We start from the raw sequence: 17138 nt of genomic DNA on the forward strand, positions 1-17138 counted from the left end.
ATATTTAAGGGATTTTTTCAGGAATTAGAAAAAATCCCTTACTTTTTTTATGGATTTATGTTTTGATGTATCTAATCTATTTCGATCATCTTTGAGGGTCATTATGCAACATCCGACTTCAACAGATATTCAACGTGTCCGCGAATTTCTCCTCGATTTACAAGCCCGTATTTGTGCCGGTTTAGAACAACAAGAAAAAGCTGGTGGTGGGACAGCAGAATTTATCATTGATGATTGGGAGCGCCCTGAAGGCGGTGGCGGCCGTTCACGTGTACTGCAAAATGGTACAGTGATTGAAAAAGGCGGCGTGATGTTTTCACATATCAACATTAGCAAACTTCCTGCTTCTGCAACAGAACGTCACCCTCAAATTGCAGGGGCAAAAGCTCAAGCGCTAGGTGTGTCTTTAGTCATTCACCCTAAAAACCCGAATATTCCAACCTCGCATGCGAATGTCCGCTTATTCGTTGCAGAACGTGAAGGTCAAGATCCGATTTGGTGGTTTGGTGGAGGTTTTGACTTAACGCCATTTTATCCAGATGATCAAGATGTTTTAAATTGGCACCAAGCCGCTTATGACCTCTGTAAGCCTTTTGGTGACAATGTTTATGCTGAACATAAAAAATGGTGCGATGACTATTTCTATTTAAAGCATCGCGATGAACAACGTGGTGTGGGCGGTTTATTCTTTGATGATTTAAATTGCTGGGATTTCGAAACCTGCTTTAAATATATTCAAGCAGTAGGTAATGGCTATTTAAATGCGATCTTGCCAATTTTCGAAAAACACCGCGAACAGCCTTATACCGAAGCTCAACGCGAATTTCAGCTTTATCGCCGTGGCAGATATGTCGAATATAACTTGGTGTATGACCGCGGTACGTTGTTTGGATTACAAACAGGTGGCCGTATTGAGTCGATTTTAGTTAGCTTACCTAATCTAGCTGCATGGTCTTATCGCCCTGAATGGGATGAAGACTCTTCAGAGAAGCGTTTAACTGACTACTATTTAAAACCTCGTGATTGGTTAGGTTTAGAAGAAAAAGTCGCCTAATTTTTTGTTTTGGGGATTCTTTGGCTTCCACCCTAAAGAATCTCCTTTTTTGATTTCCATTTGCCTTCATTCAAATATTTTTTCTTGTGCTATTTTGACTTATAGTGAGGCCTGCTGAATATTCAGTGCAGGCTCTATCTGCTTCATGCCATTTTAAAATTTTGGATACAAGAATGACCAAACAGTTTGCAGTAATTGGCAATCCGATCGAACAATCACGCTCTCCTGAATTGCATCATGCTTTCGCTGAAAAAACAGGTGTTGAGCTAAACTATCAAAAACGGCTTGCTCCTCTTGACGGTTTTGAATCGAGCATGCGAAGTTTCTTTGCAGAAGGCGGCAGTGGTATGAACGTTACTGTTCCTTTTAAAGAGCAAGCTTTTGCTTTATGTGATGTGTTAACCGAGCGTGCTCAAATTGCTAAAGCTGTAAATACCTTATGGATGGAAAATGGCAAATTGCATGGTGACAATACAGACGGCCAAGGCTTAGTTGCCGCAATTCAAGCTTTAGAATGGAAGCTTGAAAATACAACTATTTTAATTTTAGGAGCTGGCGGCGCAACTCGTGGTGTTATTTATCCCCTTGTACAGGCTGGTGCCAAAAAAATCATCATTGCAAACCGAACTTTAGCTCGTGCAGAACAACTTGTAGATGACTTAAAAACAGCAGTTCCACAAGCCCAATTACAAGCAATTTCCCTAAATGATTTAGAAGGAGATTTTGATATTGTGATTAATGCAACTTCGGCAAGTCTTTCAGGCGATGCTTTACAACTACCTGAAAAATTAGAATTCAAATATGCCTATGAAATGGCTTATGGCAAACCTTCTAGTTTCCTTGATCAAGCGAAACAACGTAATGTGCCTTACGCAGAAGGTTTCGGCATGTTAGTAGGCCAAGCTATTGAAGCCTTCTCTATCTGGAATGGCGTACGACCACAATTAAAAGATTTTCTATAAACCAAAAAAGAACCTACATATGTAGGTTCTTTTTTATCTTACTCATTATTTTTTAGCGGCAACCATTTGCTTATAAACTTCTCGGAAAACTTCATAATCGATAAATTCATTATGTTCAGGTTTTAAGTTCTGAATTGTTTTTTCCGAAAGCTGTTTTTTACGAGCAGCCACATAAACATTCCCTAAAATATCAGCCGTTTCTGATAACAGATGCTTTTCTTCAGCAGAAACACCATTTTGTTTTTCAAACTCTAACTGATACTGTTTTGAGAAAAGTTGGGCTGGCTGTTTATATTGCTTCTGTAGCTTCTGCCAAGCTTCACGCCCTGTTTTACCTTGTATAGTCGTTAATACAATATGATCTACAGCACGTCCTAACTCGTGGTCAAACTGATCATCTTGTTCAAGATGATGTTTTTTCTGTAAAGCGGTAATACGCTCTAAGGCTTTTCCTTGAGGATTATATGTATCTTCATCAGAGAACCAATAAGCATAAACCTCAGCAATTTCTTGTAGCTGTTGAACTGAGTAATACTTAATATATGACGGTTTTTCGGCAGTCAATTTGGCAATAAATACTGCTTTATAAGTTTTGTCATAAGCATGCGTTGCATCATAGGTTTTATCTGCAAGTACAGCCAGATTTGCATCTAAATCTTGTACATCACTATGTGTGCCCACAGGGTGCTCTGAAACATCACTTTGCCCAAGCTTTTCACTAAAACCTTTAATAAAGTTTTCCAGCATAGAACCTTTACTTGCTTCAGCTACAGATTTAGCTTGTTTAAGCTGCTGCTGATCAATTGAAGTCGCTTTCCCATAATTCAGAATTTGCATATCTGCTTTAATATTGAAGCGGTGCTTAAACTCAGCTGGCGTATAATCAACATCGTAATCCATATTGACTGCACGGCCTTTGTCATCTAAAGCCACATCAATTGTGATTGGGTTTCTTTGCTTCGGTAAAGCTTGTTCAATTTCATCCTTATGTTTTAACCAAAGAGCTTTGAATGCTTCATCATTAATAAACTGGTTTTGGTTATACGCTTCAAAAATTTGCTTTAAAGCGTCCTGACGAGACTTAATTTGCGCTTTTTGAATACTTGTATCGCTCTGATCTAGGACATCAATACCGTAGATTTGGCAATAATTAATATCCCCTAAAGCGACCGGTTTTTTAAGCGATTTTAATTCAATACATTGATCTTCCGTCAGTGCAACTACTTCTTCATTTTCTGAGGTTTGTTCAGTCTCTGCTACAGCTACATCACTCGCCTCTTCACTAGAAGCAGACTCTACTTCCTCATCTTCAGAAGTAGAGGTATTGCCTAAATGAGCATTAACAAGGGAGTACAACTGTTGGCTAACAGCAGCGGCGTCATCAGAAGAAACCTTTTGTTCTTCTTTATCTGCAGTGCCTTTTTTCGCATCAGAAGCAGCAATCTCTGCGGCAAGCGTTTCAGCAAGTTTTTCCTCATCAAGACCTAAAACACTTTTTTGAAGATATTTTTTATTAACTTGCCCAAACAAATCTACTTCTAAAAGCAGTTGCTCAACCGTCGTCTTTAAACGAATTCTTTCAACCGCCCCTGCTTTACGATCAGCCTCAGTCAACGATACACGTTGTAAGTTTTGCGGTTCAGCTAATCGATATGAAACAGCACTTGAAGCTTTAAGGTATTCAATAAATTTCTTCTTATCGACATTTTTAAAGAAGGCTTTATATTTTGAGAAATCAACATAAGCTAAATTATTTTGGTTATCTTTATTGACCAAATATGGCATCAAACCAAAATAATTTATGTAAAACTTATAATTCTCAAGATCAAGCACCATTGGCAATTTTGCCTGAACTAAAAGTGTCGGTTTTTCATATCTAGCAGTTAAATTAAATGAACCCATTTTTTGACGATAATGTATCGAGCCGTCATAACTAAACTGAAGATCATTTAACAAATTAAATAATACGGTATTAATTTTTTCAGAACGTGTTGAGGAAGTCAGTCCCAAATCACCTTGTTCGTTTGCAATCGCCGCATATAAGGTTTGTTTCTGTGCTTTACTTAAGGCAACTTTTTGTTCACGTAAATATTGATCAACTTTCTTTTGTAATTCAGCATCTAGCTTAGCAGTATTCTCAGCTTTTACATTTTGCTTTATTTGTGAAGGATCAACGGTAATTTTAAAGTTTCCGCGATAATCATAACTTGGGTATTCATACATCGCATTAACACTTTGAATGGCTTTTTGCTCTAAACTCGCAGATGCCACCTGTGAACGCACGCCGTGTTGTGCACATGCCGTCAAGCCCAAACTAAATAAACATAAACTGAGATATTTTAAATGCATAACCTTTTTTAAAACCTTATCGCTTTATCTTTTTAACAAAACTTGCTAAAAATAAAAAAATTAGTTGTTTTTTCACATAAAAGTATAAGTCCCGACTTTAGCAGAAATTATAATTTCAGGTGTATTTATTTTCGACAAAATTCGCTTTTCTGACATTCCTTTCGGGTGCGATTAACATTGTATTTTTATCATGCGAGTGAATAATCAAATCATCGATTCAGATAATCCCACAATGATTCAAAATTAGGATTAAAGCCATGCCAGCATATAAAGCTCCGCTACACGATATCCGCTTCTTAATGAATGAAGTACTAGACTATCCTGCTCACTACAAAACTTTATCAAATGGTGAAAGTGCAGATCCTGATACAGTAGATATGATTCTTGAAGGTGCAGCAGATTATTGTGAAAATGTACTGTCTCCACTTAACCAATCTGGCGATGAAGAAGGTTGCCATTTTGACAACGGCGAAGTTAAAACGCCAAAAGGTTTTAAAGAAGCTTATGACCAGTTTGTAATGGGTGGCTGGCAAGGTCTTTCTTATCCGGAAGAATTTGGTGGTCAAGGCCTACCAATGTCTTTAAACCTGATTAAATCAGAGATGATGGGTACTGCGAACTGGTCATTTACCATGTATCCAGGTTTAAGCTCAGGCTGTATGAATACTATTTTGCAATTCGGTACAGATGAGCAAAAACAAACGTATATGCCGAAACTTGTTGAAGGTACATGGAGCGGCACAATGTGCTTAACCGAACCTCAATGTGGTACAGACTTAGGTCAGGTAAAAACCAAAGCTGAACCACAAGCTGACGGCACTTATAAGATTTCTGGTACAAAAATCTTTATTTCTGCCGGTGAGCATGATTTAACAGAAAACATTATTCATATTGTGCTTGCACGTCTTCCAGATGCACCAGCAGGTACTCGTGGTATTTCATTATTTATCGTCCCTAAATTTATCCCAACTGCGGATGGCGGCGTAGGTGAACGTAATACTGTAAGCTGTGGTTCAATCGAACACAAAATGGGTATCCGCGCTTCTGCAACTGCTGTATTGAACTTTGATAATGCAACAGGTTACCTCATTGGTGAAGTAAACAAAGGCTTACATGCCATGTTTACCTTTATGAACACAGCGCGTATTGGTACTGCGGTTCAAGGTATTGCCCATGCAGAGTTATCTTTCCAAGGCGCTCTACCATATGCCAAAGAACGTATATCTATGCGTGCCCTTTCAGGTAAAAAAGATCCAGATAAAGTTGCTGATGCAATCATTCACCATGCTGACGTACGCCGCATGTTGTTAACTCAAAAAGCAATCGCTGAAGGTGGTCGTTCAATGATCTACTACGCAGCACAGCTTGCTGACAAAATGACAGATGCTTTGACACGCGGTGACCAAGCTGCATTTGAAGATTATGATGATAAACTTGGTTTCTATACACCAATCTTAAAAGGTTTCTTGACCGAGCTTGGCCTAGAAGCTGCTAACCACGGTATGCAAGTGTACGGCGGCCATGGTTACATTAAAGAATGGGGTATGGAGCAAATCGTACGTGATGCCCGTATTTCTACTTTGTATGAAGGAACAACTGGTGTTCAAGCACTTGATTTGATTGGTCGTAAAGTGTTGTTAAGCTCAAAAGGTAAAGTAGTTCGTGAATACACTGCTGAGATCTTAAAGTTCTGTGCTGCACATGCTCGTAATAAATACTTACGTCGTTTTGCTTGGGACTTAACAAAGCTTTGTGCTCAGTGGAACACTTTAACTGTTCGTATCATGCTTGCTGCACGTAAAGATCGTGACATCGTATCTTCTGCTTCTGTAGATTTCTTGATGTTCTCAGGCTATGTGATGATGGCTTATTTCTGGGCACAACAAGCAGTTGTCGCTTCTGAAAAATTAGAAGCAGGTAATGGCCAAGAAACTCCTGAGTTCTATAAAGCAAAAATTAAAGTTGCAGATTTCTACTTTGACCGTTTATTACCACGTGCTCAAGGTCATGCAGAATCAATGGTAACGACTTCTCGTACGCTGACTTCATTACCAGCGGAACACTTCAGTTTCGACTACTAATGATGTATAGACTCTAAAATCAAAAGAGCGCAATTGATATTGCGCTCTTTTTTATTTTGCTAAAATTGGCTTTACTCTTTATCAAGTACATAAGCTTTTGTAGGAACAAAATAATTTTGTTCCAAAAACTCACGGTTTTTACCAAAATCGCTATAAAATAATTTTTCTAAATTTACGACTAATCTTTGTTTTGCATCAATATCAAAATAGAAGTTAACATCTGATAAAGGACATTGAATCGTTAACTCATGAGCGGCAGGTTCGACCTTCCATTTCAAGGAAGGACATAATTGATTGATGACCGCACTTTTTGAGCCATCTTTACTACCAACACGACCAAAATGAACAACATTCCAATACGCAGTTCCATCAGGTAATAAATTTAAAATATATTCTGCCTCGCCTGTTTCACAATCGGCAAAATTATCTTCACATGAAATACGAGTATGATAACGGCCTGCATATTGTTGGTCTGCTTCGGATAGTTTTGAGGTTTGATCTGGAACGCCCTCAGGCAAGAAAGTTCGTCCCGCTGCATCATCTAAAGTTTTAACCTTCGTAGTGCTTTTAATCAAACTATCTTCATGTCTAGAAGTCGTTGCTACCGCGGAGTGATCTTTAGAGTCGGCATGATTTACATCGCAGGCACTTAACCCCATACACAAGATGGCTGCCACACCCAAATGTTTTATTAAAAGACCAGACCACTTCAAAGACATATACATCATTCACATACAACAGCAATGCTACAGTTCAACCTTATTGTTCAGGAACGATATCATCGCTGCTACAAACACTTTCAGCCCCGAAACAGTGCATTTTAGTAGATGTTGCTTTCATTGATTTAAACCATTTACATATTTTAACCATTTTTAGTTTTGTGAACCTTTAATTCATTCGGATTGGCTCCATATTCTTATTAACCAAGTGAATAAATGATTCCTTGTAACTTATATATTTGAGGAGACTTAGATGGCCAATTCTGGTTTATATCGCTCGAACCGACAAAGCATGATCGCCGGTGTAATGGGCGGTATTGCTGAACGATTTGGTTGGAATGCAAATTTATTACGCATTATTTTCGTGTTAGTTTCGATAATGAGCGCGGCTTTTCCAGGGATTTTAGTGTACTTAGTTTTATGGTTGGTTATTCCTAAAAAACAGCCAGAACAAGTGCAAGGTTATCAACAACCTGTTCGCACTGTACGAGAAGAACAAATACATTAAATAACTTAGTTTATTTTGGTCGCTACGGTTGCATCCCCTAATCAACCGTAGCTTTTTTTATGTTTAAAATTACAATTTACGATTTAACTGCTGTTGTAAAGCCGCAATCATATCTGCACGGCTAATGATACCAATCAGTTTTCGTTCCTCAACCACCGGAATATAGTTAAAAGACTTCTCAACAAAGTAAGGTACAAGGTCTTGAATCGGCTGAGTTGGCAGTACAGTAACTACTCGACGACTCATAATTTGTCTTACGTAATGCTGCCATGAGTTTCTTGGGTCTGTTGCCCCTTTAAACCATTCCACAACTTCATATAACGCCAAAGTACCCACTAAATGGTTGTCTGCATTAACTACAGGCAAACTCATGAGATTTTCTTGTTTAAATTTATCTAATGCCTGATGAATATCATCATTTTCATGCAATTTAATCACATCTCGGCTCATAATATCCTGACAGGTATATTGGTTCACCATGCGTTCATTGGCATGTTCTTGCGCTTCTAAAATGATTTTTTCTAAGTCGTACTGGCTGATATCTAACAATTCAGTATGATGTTCTAATGCATACTCAATATCTTTTGGCTGAATTGATACTTTTTGAGTGGGAGTTGGATCTTTGCTTCGCTCATTTAAATGTGCAGTAACCGGATAATGTCGCCCAATCAATCGATTAAAAAATACAGCAAAACCGAGTAGAAGTAATGAGTTGAGCAGAACCGGATAAAAAACGAAATAAAAGCCTAATTTATGAATGGCAGCGCCGCCCAACACAGCCGTAATCGCAACTGCTCCACTAGGCGGATGCAAGGAGTCGGTAGTCATCATCAAAAATATGGCAAAACCCACAGCCACGCTAAAAGCCGTGGTTAAATCCGGAATCCACTGTGCACAGGCGACCCCAATAATTCCGGCTAATGTATTACCGACAATAACATTCCAAGGCTGAGCCAATGGACTGGTAGGTACAGCAAATAAAAGAACAGATGAGGCCCCCATTGGTGCAATGTACCAAGCATTAATTCCGCCTAAAACATACCAGCTAATTAACGAGGAAATTGCTAAACCACATAGCGCTCCAACGCCACAAAGCAACCGTTCTTTTAGGGGTAAAACCTTAAAATTCGGTTTTAAAATCTGTAACCATTCTGGCTGTATAACACTCACAGTACACCTTAGGGGATATGCCGTTATTTATAACGGGCAAAAGTATACGCCCAAAGCCACATAAAGTGCATTTAAATTATATCTTTCAATTATCAGAAAACCTGTTGAACGTGCTGTTACTATTTTAATGTTTTAATATTCAATTAATTTTTCATTTAAATAGCGCCAGTAACGTTTAGGCAAATATTGCACATGAAGCTTAATATTTTGGCGTTCCGTAATATTAACGCTTTTAAAATAATCCTTCCAAAGCTGGTCATATAAAACTTCCTGCTCATTAAGCTCAAGCTGAAAGCTTTGACTCATTCCATTTTTTAAATTACGGTCAACGTCTGAGGCTTCGAGTGAAACTTCATGTATTTCCCGTAAATCATAATACAGTCCGAATTTACGTTGCTCATCATAAATCAGCCAACGCTGATCTTGATAACGCCGTTTAAAATGCGGCTGAATGAGTGGTAAAACATTAAAATCAGGACGAACCAGACTTAAAAAAAGCTCATCTTTGGTTTTCTTAAACCGAATAAAAGCCTCCATTCGATGCTTCTCTCGTCCGACCTTTTTCGTCCACTGTGCAATCGCTAAGACACTTGGATTTGAATAATCTTTTTCTACAGAAGAATGACTACTAAACACATAAATACAATAATTAAATAAATGCTGATAGGCATCTAAAGATTCAGATAAAGAGGCAAAATAGAATTGTTTTAATGAAGAAGATGAAAGCTTTTTTTTCAGGGCAGACCAAACACGCTCGGCATGTTGCTCGTTATTTGAAACCTCAATTTTATCAGCAAATAAGCCATGTTGAGCCGCATCACTTAAACAGAGTCTGACTTGTAATTCTTTAAATTGAAATGCACGAAACACACAGCTCAGCAGCCCAACCATTGAACCATCAAAATAGTAAGCAACCTCCTCATTAAACATGGCTAAAACCCAAGACTTAATTGTGGCGAGAGCTGCTGTACATATTTTGATGAGCCTTGCGTTAAAATCTGCTGCCGAATAAAACTTGAAGACAATTCTTTTTGGAATTTTGGACTATCTTCACAGCGAATAAAGAATTTTGCACGTTGATAGGCCACACCGAGTTTTTTAAGTAAATCGATATGGATTTTTCCAAAACGGCGTGCTTGCACAATTTTCTTGGCCGATTTCACCCCAATGCCCGGTACACGCAAAATCATTTGATAATCTGCACGGTTTAAATCTACCGGAAACTGTTCTGGATGCCTTAAGGCCCAGCTTAATTTTGGGTCTACATCAAGATCCAAATTTGGGTGTTTTTCATTAACAATTTCATTGACTTCAAAACCGTAAAAACGCATCAGCCAGTCACTTTGATAGAGACGGTTTTCACGAAGCAACGGCGGCGCAGAACCAACTGCGGGCAAGTAATTATTTTCGGTATTAATTGGGATATAACCCGAAAAATAGACGCGCTTGAGTTTAAATTCTTTGTAATGCTTGTCTGCCATAAACAAGACATCTTGGTCTGACTCTTGATGGGCCCCCACTACCATTTGTGTGGTCTGCCCTGCCGGCACATATTTCGGTACATGCTTAATGATTTGTCGCTCATCTTTAAGCTGAATAAGTCTATCACGGACCAAACCTAAATCTTTTTGCACTTCCTGATGTGATTTTTCTGGCGCAAAAGTTTTTAACCCAATTTCGGTCGGCATCTCTAAATTAATACTCATCCGGTCAGCATATAAACCTGCTTCATGAATCAGTTCAGGCGATGCTCCCGGAATAGTTTTTAGATGAATATAGCCATTAAAGTTTTCTTCAAGACGCAACTTTTTCACGACTTGAAGCATGCGCTCCATCGTGTGATCGGCCGATTTAAAAATGCCTGAGCTTAAAAATAAACCTTCAATATAATTACGGCGATAAAAATTAATGGTTAAGTCTACAACCTCTTGCACCGTAAATGCCGCACGCTGGACGTCATTAGAACGGCGTGAAACGCAATAGGCGCAGTCAAAAATACAAACATTGCTAAATAGAATTTTTAAGAGAGATACACAGCGGCCATCTTCGGTATAGCTATGGCAAATACCCGAATGACTGGCATCCCCCAGACCTTTATTTTTGTTTTTACGATCACTGCCACTTGATGAACAAGACACATCATATTTAGCAGCATCAGCAAGAATTTGTAGTTTTTCCCGAATGCGATCAGACATATCAAACGACTCATTTATGACATCGTTTAAAAAATATCATTTCGCATTCTTAAATTTAATCCAGTGAAATACGCTCGGCGTCATGAGATGACGTTTAAAATAATTCGTCTTAATTAACGTATTCTTCAAGCTGCTTTACACGCTTTTCATACTCTTGCATTGGGCAATATGAATACATCGGTGAACCAATGTATGAACCTGCATTATTACATTCCTGATCTACATAAGCTTTCCAAAGTCGTTGAGATTTTAGAATATCTTGGTAACGCTCTGGTTGTTTGTATTCTTCGCTTTGTGTACGAATTTGATCAATTAGAGCAACAATTTTTTCTTCATAAGTCTTTTTAGCTTGTTCAGAACAGCTATGCACAACCATGTTGTTAATACTTTCAAGCTTCATTTCTTTAATGGTCTGGTCTACACATTGGTTGTATTCATCTTGCTCATCAGTTTCTGTTTGCGCGTAAAGCCATGGACTACAGAAAAGACTGGATAAAACAATAAGTTTGCAGCAAAATTTCAACATAACTTCTTCTCAGTTCTATAATTTTTAATATGCTTCAATATAACAAAAAAATGATTATTCACGCACTTGCGCTTGCACCCATCCCATTGCTGAGTTTATCTGCCTTAGGGGTAATAATATTAAATGCTGAGTTCAACCTTTATTCGATTGGAGTTATTTTTCTAGCCCACTTCTTATTTTATTTACTTTTTTATGGCCTTCTGGTTATTCCTTTTGCATATATCATTTCCTATTTTCTCGCCCGTAAAAATCGTTTAAATCTGATGAGTATTTTCATCAGCGCAACTGCGATCTGGATTTTGATTGGCCCTATTACACGTTTGATTTTTGTCGGATCATTCCCTTCCCCTTGGTGGCATATTTATAAGATCTACAGTTTCTATCTGATGATCTTATTTACAGGCTTTTGCTATTGGTTAGGCTTAAAGTGGCTAAGCCAGAAAAACAAATGACCGAATCATGTATTCCCTTGATTAAGCCTTTGCCACTCCCCCACAAAATCCTTATACTTAGGGGCAATTTTTCTCATAAATTCGTGGATGCTACATGAGTCGCGCCATCTCGCACATTGATACATTTCAGGGCTTAATTCTTGCCCTACAAAACTATTGGGCCGAACAAGGCTGCGTCGTATTACAACCTTACGACATGGAAATGGGCGCTGGAACATTCCACACCGCAACATTCTTACGTGCTTTAGGGCCAGAGACTTGGAACGCGGCATACGTTCAACCTTCACGTCGTCCAAAAGATGGCCGCTACGGTGAAAACCCGAACCGTTTGCAACACTACTATCAGTTCCAAGTAGTACTTAAGCCAAACCCAGACAACATCCAACAGCTTTATCTCGATTCTTTAAAAGCAATCGGGATTGACACGCTTACTCACGACATCCGTTTCGTAGAAGACAACTGGGAATCTCCAACTCTTGGTGCTTGGGGCTTAGGGTGGGAAGTTTGGCTTAACGGTATGGAAGTAACTCAGTTCACTTACTTCCAACAAGTTGGTGGTGTTGAATGTTACCCAGTAACAGGCGAAATCACTTACGGTTTAGAACGTCTTGCGATGTACCTACAGGGCGTTGACTCGGTTTATGACCTTGTTTGGACCAAAGGCCAATTTGGTACTGTGACTTACGGCGACGTATTCCATCAAAATGAAGTTGAGCAATCGACTTATAACTTTGAATACGCTCCAGTTGATAAACTATTTGAACTATTTGATTTCTACGAGTCAGAAGCTAACCGTTTAATGGAAGCTAAACTTCCACTTCCAGCTTATGAGCAAGTCGTTAAAGCGTCTCATACCTTTAACTTGCTTGATGCACGTGGCGCAATTTCTGTAACTGAGCGTCAACGTTATATTTTACGTGTACGTACTTTGGCGCGCGCTATTGCACAAAGTTATGTACAAGCACGTGCAGAGCTTGGCTTCCCAATGGCAGAACCACACTTACGTGATGAAGTATTGGCACAGCTAAAAGCACAAGCTGAAAGTGAAGCAGCAAAGGCGGAGAAAAACTAATGAGCAAACATACTGTTTTATTCGAACTTGGCTGTGAAGAGCTTCCACCAAAAAGCTTAAAAACATTACGTGATGCACTACAAGCAGAAACTGTAAAAGGCTTAAATGAAGCAGGTTTAAACTTCGCATCTGTTGAAGCTTATGCCGCTCCACGTCGTTTAGCACTTAAAATTGTAGATGTAGATGCTGCGCAAGCGGATACGCAAAAACGTTTTGACGGCCCTGCAGTTCAAGCAGCTTACGATGCAGAAGGCAAACCGACTAAAGCACTTGAAGGCTTTATGCGTGGTCAAGGCATTACTGTTGAGCAACTTTCTACATTCCAAGCAGGTAAAGTTGAAAAAGTTTGCTATTTAAAAGATGTGAAAGGTCAAAGCCTTGATGCTTTACTTCCACAGATTTTACAAACTGCGTTAGACAATTTACCAATTGCTAAGCGCATGCGTTCTGCTGCAAGCCGTACCGAATTTGTACGTCCAGTGAAATGGGTTGTCTTACTCAAAGATGACCAAGTTATTGAGGCGACTATTCAAGATCACAAAGCTGGTAATGTGACTTATGGTCACCGTTTCCATGCACCTGAAGCTGTGACCTTAGCACATGCAAATGACTATTTAGCTGCGTTAGAAAAAGCATATGTTGTAGCGAACTTTGAAAAGCGTCAGGCAACCATTCAAGAACAAGTGAAAAAGTTAGCTGATGAAGTGAATGCAACTGCGATTGTTCCAACTGACTTACTTGATGAAGTAACAAGCCTGGTTGAATGGCCTGTAGCTTTACGTGCAACTTTTGAAGAACGCTACTTAGCTGTTCCTCAAGAAGCTCTTATTACGACAATGCAAGACAACCAGAAATATTTCTGTTTGATCAATGCGGAAGGTAAATTGCAGCCTTACTTCATTACTGTTTCAAATATTGAGTCTAAAGATCCGACTCAAATTATTGAAGGTAACGAAAAAGTTGTTCGTCCTCGTTTATCTGATGCTGAGTTCTTCTTCTTACAAGATCAAAAGCAACCGCTTGCATCTCGTAAAGAAAAATTAGCAAACATGGTATTCCAAGCTCAGCTTGGTACGCTTTGGGACAAATCAACACGTATTGCAAAACTTGCAGTTGCATTATCTTCAATCACTGGTGCAAACCCAGCTGATGCTGAAAAAGCAGCATTACTTGCTAAATGTGACTTAACTTCTGAACTTGTAGGTGAGTTCCCAGAGCTTCAAGGTATTGCGGGTACTTACTACGCACGTATTGAAGGTGAAAACACTGAAGTTTCAGAAGCTTTAGGTGAACAATACTTACCAAAATTTGCAGGTGATATTTTACCTAAAACCAAAACAGGTACAACTATTGCCCTTGCTGACCGTTTAGATACGCTGGTTGGTATTTTTGGTATTGGACAAGCGCCTACAGGTTCTAAAGATCCGTTTGCTCTTCGTCGTTCAGCAATTGGTATCTTACGTTTAATCATTGAAAATGAATTAGACGTAACAATTGAAGAGTTAGTAAATCTTGCGCTTCAAGGTTATGGCGATATCGTTAAAGACCATGACAAAACTCGTGCTGACGCAGTTGCATTCTTGGAAGGTCGTTACCGTGCTAAGTATGAAGACCAAGGCGTTGCTGTTGACGTCCTTCAAGCAGTTCAAGCTCTTGCACCAAAATCTCCACTTGATTTTGACAAGCGCGTAAATGCTGTTAACCACTTCCGTACATTACCTGAAGCTGCTGCACTTGCTGCTGCAAATAAACGTGTTGCTAATATTCTTGCAAAAGAAGCAGCACCAGAAGGTTCTGTAGTTGAAGCAAACTTGGTTGAAGATGCTGAAAAAGCATTATTTGCTGAGCTTCAAGCAGTTACACCTGTAGTTGAACCATTACTTGCAGCAAAAGATTACACAGCTGCTCTTTCTAAGCTTGCAGCACTTCGCGCGCCGATTGATGCATTCTTTGATGGTGTAATGGTAATGGCAGATGATGCTGACCTGAAAGCAAACCGTTTACGTTTATTGGCTCAGTTACGTAATTTGTTTACTGCTGTGGCTGATGTGAGTGTATTACAGGGTTAAATTCATCAAGGATGCTATGCTAAAGTAGCTGTATAGCATCCATTTTTGATAGAAGATTATGATAAAGTATATTTCAATTGAAAATTTTAGATGTTTTCACCAAAGTACATTTAAAGAATTCTCGCACGTAAATCTAATTGGCGGTTTAAACAACTCTGGAAAATCAGCCCTTCTTGAGGCTATTTTACTTTTATTATCACCTCAACTTGAAACCATAACTTTATTAAACAAATACAGAAATGAACTCGTAACAAAAAAGAATACATTTGATAAGACTTGGGATTATCTATTTTTTAATGCAAACAAATTAGAACCGATTAAGTTGAAGACATTAAGTGATAGATATAATTATGAATATTGTTTAGCAATAAAAAAATCTGAAAATGATCAATTCAATAATGTTGCTTTTTATGAAAAATTAAAAAATTCAAAAGAAGAGAGTTTAGAAAGGGCTATAAAAGATTTCGAACTTTTCACCCAAAAACAAAATATTATTCATTCATTAGATTTATATATTACAGATGATGAGCTTAACAACTCATTTATGGGAAGTTTTAGTTTTACTGATTCAGGTAGATTAACAATGTTGGAAACACCAACATATCTATTTAATGAAGTAGCATATCGCCCAGCTAAACAAGTAATTACACCCAATCAACTTTCGAAACTTTTGGATATTTCAGTTGATAAGGGACATTTAAATGAAATAATGGAAACTATTCAAATTATTGATGACTCGATTATCGATATTAGAGTAGTAGAAAATAAAGTTTTATTATCCCGTGACCGAGTATCATATTTACCTATTAGTCTTTTTGGTGATGCTATTACATCAACGCTTTATATGATCTTAACTTTATTTAGTGTAGATGAAGGGGGATACCTATTAATTGATGAGGTTGAAAATGGTATTCATCACTCTAAACAACTTAACTTTATTAGACATATTTGTAATTTAGCATGGCTTTGTTGCATAAAGCCTTTGAAGGTAAAGTTTTCCTAAGTTGCTAAAATTTAGGTTACAACTTGGGTATGAGGTCTGCCTAATTCTGTAAATTTATTTAATACGGCTACACGTGCATGGATCTCATTCACTTGGCTGTCAAAATTCCTTGAGTAGAGTTTATCGCCTAATAATTTGATGCAATGCATCTTGGTTTCGACCAAACTTCGCCGATGATAACCAGACCACTTTTTCCAAAGGGCTCTTCCTAGACGCTTAACTGTTTTTAGTAATTCATTTCTCTCTTGCGAATGAACTTTTGTATCTTTCCACGGTTTCGCATTTTTTCTTGGCGGAATCACCGCATATGCTTGACGATCTGAGATCACTCGTCTGCAGCATTTAGTGTCATAGGCTCCATCGGTATAGACAGAATCTACTCGCTCATCAAGTGGTATTTGACCAAGTAAATCACCGAGCACCTGTGAATCACTGATATTGTTCGTTGTGAGCTGAACTGCACGTATTTGCAGCGTTTCAGCATCTATACCAATGTGAAGCTTACGCCATTGTCGACGATATTCAGGCTGATGTTTCTTCCGTTTCCATTCACCTTCGCCCAAAAACTTTAAACCAGTTGAATCTACGAGTAGATGTAGACCATTGCTACTTTTTTGGTAGCTAATCGCAATATCAATATGTTTTTGTCTTCTGCAAAGCGTCGTATAGTCTGGCGCTGTCCAATCTAATCCGCAAAGTTTAATCAGGCTTTGTACAAAGCCAGTGACCATGCGTAGAGAAAGACGAAATATGGATTTAATCATTAAGCAGCATTGGATGGCTGTATCGGAATAAGTTTGATTTCGACCATGTTGGCTTTTTGGTTGAGCATACCATTGTGTTTTGGGATCAAACCAAATGGCAATATTCCCACGATTAATGAGAGCTCGGTTGTATGTGGGCCAATTGGTTGTACGGTAGATTTTAGGTGTAGGCTTATTCATCTCAAAATTATATTGTGGAATAAGCCTTTAGAGA

General features: G+C 38.5%; 15 protein-coding genes. 8 read left to right on the forward strand and 7 right to left on the reverse strand.

Going from position 1 to position 17138, the window contains the following annotated elements:
* The first annotated feature begins 103 nt into the window (after nucleotides 1–103).
* Nucleotides 104–1054 carry an oxygen-dependent coproporphyrinogen oxidase gene (gene hemF / locus MKL62_RS07420; RefSeq protein ID WP_001164617.1) on the forward strand — a complete coding sequence of 317 codons (951 nt, stop codon included), beginning with the start codon at nucleotides 104–106 and terminating at the stop codon, nucleotides 1052–1054.
* A gap of 173 nt (nucleotides 1055–1227) precedes the next feature.
* Nucleotides 1228–2016, forward strand: a complete 789-nt coding sequence (gene aroE / locus MKL62_RS07425; protein WP_000166021.1) for a shikimate dehydrogenase — start codon at nucleotides 1228–1230, stop codon at nucleotides 2014–2016.
* A gap of 45 nt (nucleotides 2017–2061) precedes the next feature.
* Here aroE and MKL62_RS07430 read toward each other — a convergent pair whose 3' ends face one another.
* Entirely contained in the window at nucleotides 2062–4365 is a 2304-nt protein-coding gene (locus MKL62_RS07430) for a hypothetical protein (protein WP_000550364.1), read from the reverse strand.
* 257 nt (nucleotides 4366–4622) lie between these two features.
* Here MKL62_RS07430 and MKL62_RS07435 point away from each other — a divergent pair, with 257 nt between their 5' ends.
* Complete coding sequence (locus MKL62_RS07435; protein WP_001112079.1) at nucleotides 4623–6446, forward strand: acyl-CoA dehydrogenase C-terminal domain-containing protein; 1824 nt, start codon at nucleotides 4623–4625, stop codon at nucleotides 6444–6446.
* Nucleotides 6447–6517: 71 nt separating this feature from the next.
* On the opposite strand, the gene MKL62_RS07440 is transcribed toward MKL62_RS07435, so the two are convergent.
* Nucleotides 6518–7165 carry a DcrB/PsbP domain-containing protein gene (locus MKL62_RS07440; protein WP_000054175.1) on the reverse strand — a complete coding sequence of 216 codons (648 nt, stop codon included), beginning with the start codon at nucleotides 7163–7165 and terminating at the stop codon, nucleotides 6518–6520.
* A 253-nt stretch (nucleotides 7166–7418) separates the two neighbouring features.
* Here MKL62_RS07440 and MKL62_RS07445 point away from each other — a divergent pair, with 253 nt between their 5' ends.
* Nucleotides 7419–7673, forward strand: a complete 255-nt coding sequence (locus MKL62_RS07445; RefSeq protein ID WP_000013717.1) for a PspC domain-containing protein — start codon at nucleotides 7419–7421, stop codon at nucleotides 7671–7673.
* A 69-nt stretch (nucleotides 7674–7742) separates the two neighbouring features.
* Here the strand turns inward: MKL62_RS07445 and MKL62_RS07450 are convergent, their stop codons facing one another.
* The 4 genes from MKL62_RS07450 to MKL62_RS07465 form a co-directional block, all read right to left on the reverse strand.
* Nucleotides 7743–8843 carry an HPP family protein gene (locus MKL62_RS07450; RefSeq protein ID WP_000111462.1) on the reverse strand — a complete coding sequence of 367 codons (1101 nt, stop codon included), beginning with the start codon at nucleotides 8841–8843 and terminating at the stop codon, nucleotides 7743–7745.
* A 132-nt stretch (nucleotides 8844–8975) separates the two neighbouring features.
* Nucleotides 8976–9773 carry a TIGR03915 family putative DNA repair protein gene (locus tag MKL62_RS07455; RefSeq protein ID WP_000481392.1) on the reverse strand — a complete coding sequence of 266 codons (798 nt, stop codon included), beginning with the start codon at nucleotides 9771–9773 and terminating at the stop codon, nucleotides 8976–8978.
* A 2-nt stretch (nucleotides 9774–9775) separates the two neighbouring features.
* Nucleotides 9776–11038: a putative DNA modification/repair radical SAM protein gene (locus MKL62_RS07460; protein WP_001283774.1), complete on the reverse strand. Its 1263-nt coding sequence runs from the start codon at nucleotides 11036–11038 to the stop codon at nucleotides 9776–9778.
* A gap of 109 nt (nucleotides 11039–11147) precedes the next feature.
* Complete coding sequence (locus MKL62_RS07465; protein WP_000910993.1) at nucleotides 11148–11564, reverse strand: lysozyme inhibitor LprI family protein; 417 nt, start codon at nucleotides 11562–11564, stop codon at nucleotides 11148–11150.
* A 29-nt stretch (nucleotides 11565–11593) separates the two neighbouring features.
* On the opposite strand from MKL62_RS07465, the gene MKL62_RS07470 reads away from it, so the two are divergent.
* The 4 genes from MKL62_RS07470 (at nucleotide 11594) to MKL62_RS07485 (ending at nucleotide 16160) form a co-directional block, all read left to right on the forward strand.
* Nucleotides 11594–12016 carry a hypothetical protein gene (locus MKL62_RS07470; RefSeq protein WP_002010652.1) on the forward strand — a complete coding sequence of 141 codons (423 nt, stop codon included), beginning with the start codon at nucleotides 11594–11596 and terminating at the stop codon, nucleotides 12014–12016.
* Between the two features lie 94 nt (nucleotides 12017–12110).
* Entirely contained in the window at nucleotides 12111–13088 is a 978-nt protein-coding gene (glyQ, locus tag MKL62_RS07475; protein WP_000085212.1) for a glycine--tRNA ligase subunit alpha, read from the forward strand.
* A complete protein-coding gene (gene glyS, locus MKL62_RS07480) occupies nucleotides 13088–15157 on the forward strand; it encodes a glycine--tRNA ligase subunit beta (protein WP_000033903.1) in 2070 nt (689 codons plus the stop codon). The genes glyQ and glyS overlap by 1 nt, the downstream gene beginning before the upstream one ends.
* A 58-nt stretch (nucleotides 15158–15215) precedes the next feature.
* Nucleotides 15216–16160, forward strand: coding sequence for an AAA family ATPase (locus tag MKL62_RS07485; protein ID WP_230258712.1), 945 nt, complete (start codon nucleotides 15216–15218; stop codon nucleotides 16158–16160).
* 11 nt (nucleotides 16161–16171) lie between these two features.
* Here the strand turns inward: MKL62_RS07485 and MKL62_RS07490 are convergent, their stop codons facing one another.
* A complete protein-coding gene (locus MKL62_RS07490; protein ID WP_001040033.1) occupies nucleotides 16172–17104 on the reverse strand; it encodes an IS5 family transposase in 933 nt (310 codons plus the stop codon).
* Between the last annotated feature and the right edge of the window lie 34 nt (nucleotides 17105–17138).

This window comes from Acinetobacter sp. AOR01_HL (genome assembly GCF_027855455.1).
Classification (GTDB): domain Bacteria; phylum Pseudomonadota; class Gammaproteobacteria; order Pseudomonadales; family Moraxellaceae; genus Acinetobacter; species Acinetobacter baumannii.

Excerpts from the sequence above, each read along its gene's own strand:
- hemF (WP_001164617.1), top strand. The coding sequence starts at position 104 with ATGCAACATCCGACTTCAACAGATATTCAACGTGTCCGCGAATTTCTC.
- aroE (WP_000166021.1), top strand. The coding sequence starts at position 1,228 with ATGACCAAACAGTTTGCAGTAATTGGCAATCCGATCGAACAATCACGC.
- MKL62_RS07430 (WP_000550364.1), bottom strand. The coding sequence starts at position 4,365 with ATGCATTTAAAATATCTCAGTTTATGTTTATTTAGTTTGGGCTTGACG.
- MKL62_RS07435 (WP_001112079.1), top strand. The coding sequence starts at position 4,623 with ATGCCAGCATATAAAGCTCCGCTACACGATATCCGCTTCTTAATGAAT.
- MKL62_RS07440 (WP_000054175.1), bottom strand. The coding sequence starts at position 7,165 with ATGTCTTTGAAGTGGTCTGGTCTTTTAATAAAACATTTGGGTGTGGCA.
- MKL62_RS07445 (WP_000013717.1), top strand. The coding sequence starts at position 7,419 with ATGGCCAATTCTGGTTTATATCGCTCGAACCGACAAAGCATGATCGCC.
- MKL62_RS07455 (WP_000481392.1), bottom strand. The coding sequence starts at position 9,773 with ATGTTTAATGAGGAGGTTGCTTACTATTTTGATGGTTCAATGGTTGGG.
- MKL62_RS07460 (WP_001283774.1), bottom strand. The coding sequence starts at position 11,038 with ATGTCTGATCGCATTCGGGAAAAACTACAAATTCTTGCTGATGCTGCT.
- MKL62_RS07465 (WP_000910993.1), bottom strand. The coding sequence starts at position 11,564 with ATGTTGAAATTTTGCTGCAAACTTATTGTTTTATCCAGTCTTTTCTGT.
- MKL62_RS07470 (WP_002010652.1), top strand. The coding sequence starts at position 11,594 with ATGCTTCAATATAACAAAAAAATGATTATTCACGCACTTGCGCTTGCA.
- glyQ (WP_000085212.1), top strand. The coding sequence starts at position 12,111 with ATGAGTCGCGCCATCTCGCACATTGATACATTTCAGGGCTTAATTCTT.
- glyS (WP_000033903.1), top strand. The coding sequence starts at position 13,088 with ATGAGCAAACATACTGTTTTATTCGAACTTGGCTGTGAAGAGCTTCCA.
- MKL62_RS07485 (WP_230258712.1), top strand. The coding sequence starts at position 15,216 with ATGATAAAGTATATTTCAATTGAAAATTTTAGATGTTTTCACCAAAGT.
- MKL62_RS07490 (WP_001040033.1), bottom strand. The coding sequence starts at position 17,104 with ATGAATAAGCCTACACCTAAAATCTACCGTACAACCAATTGGCCCACA.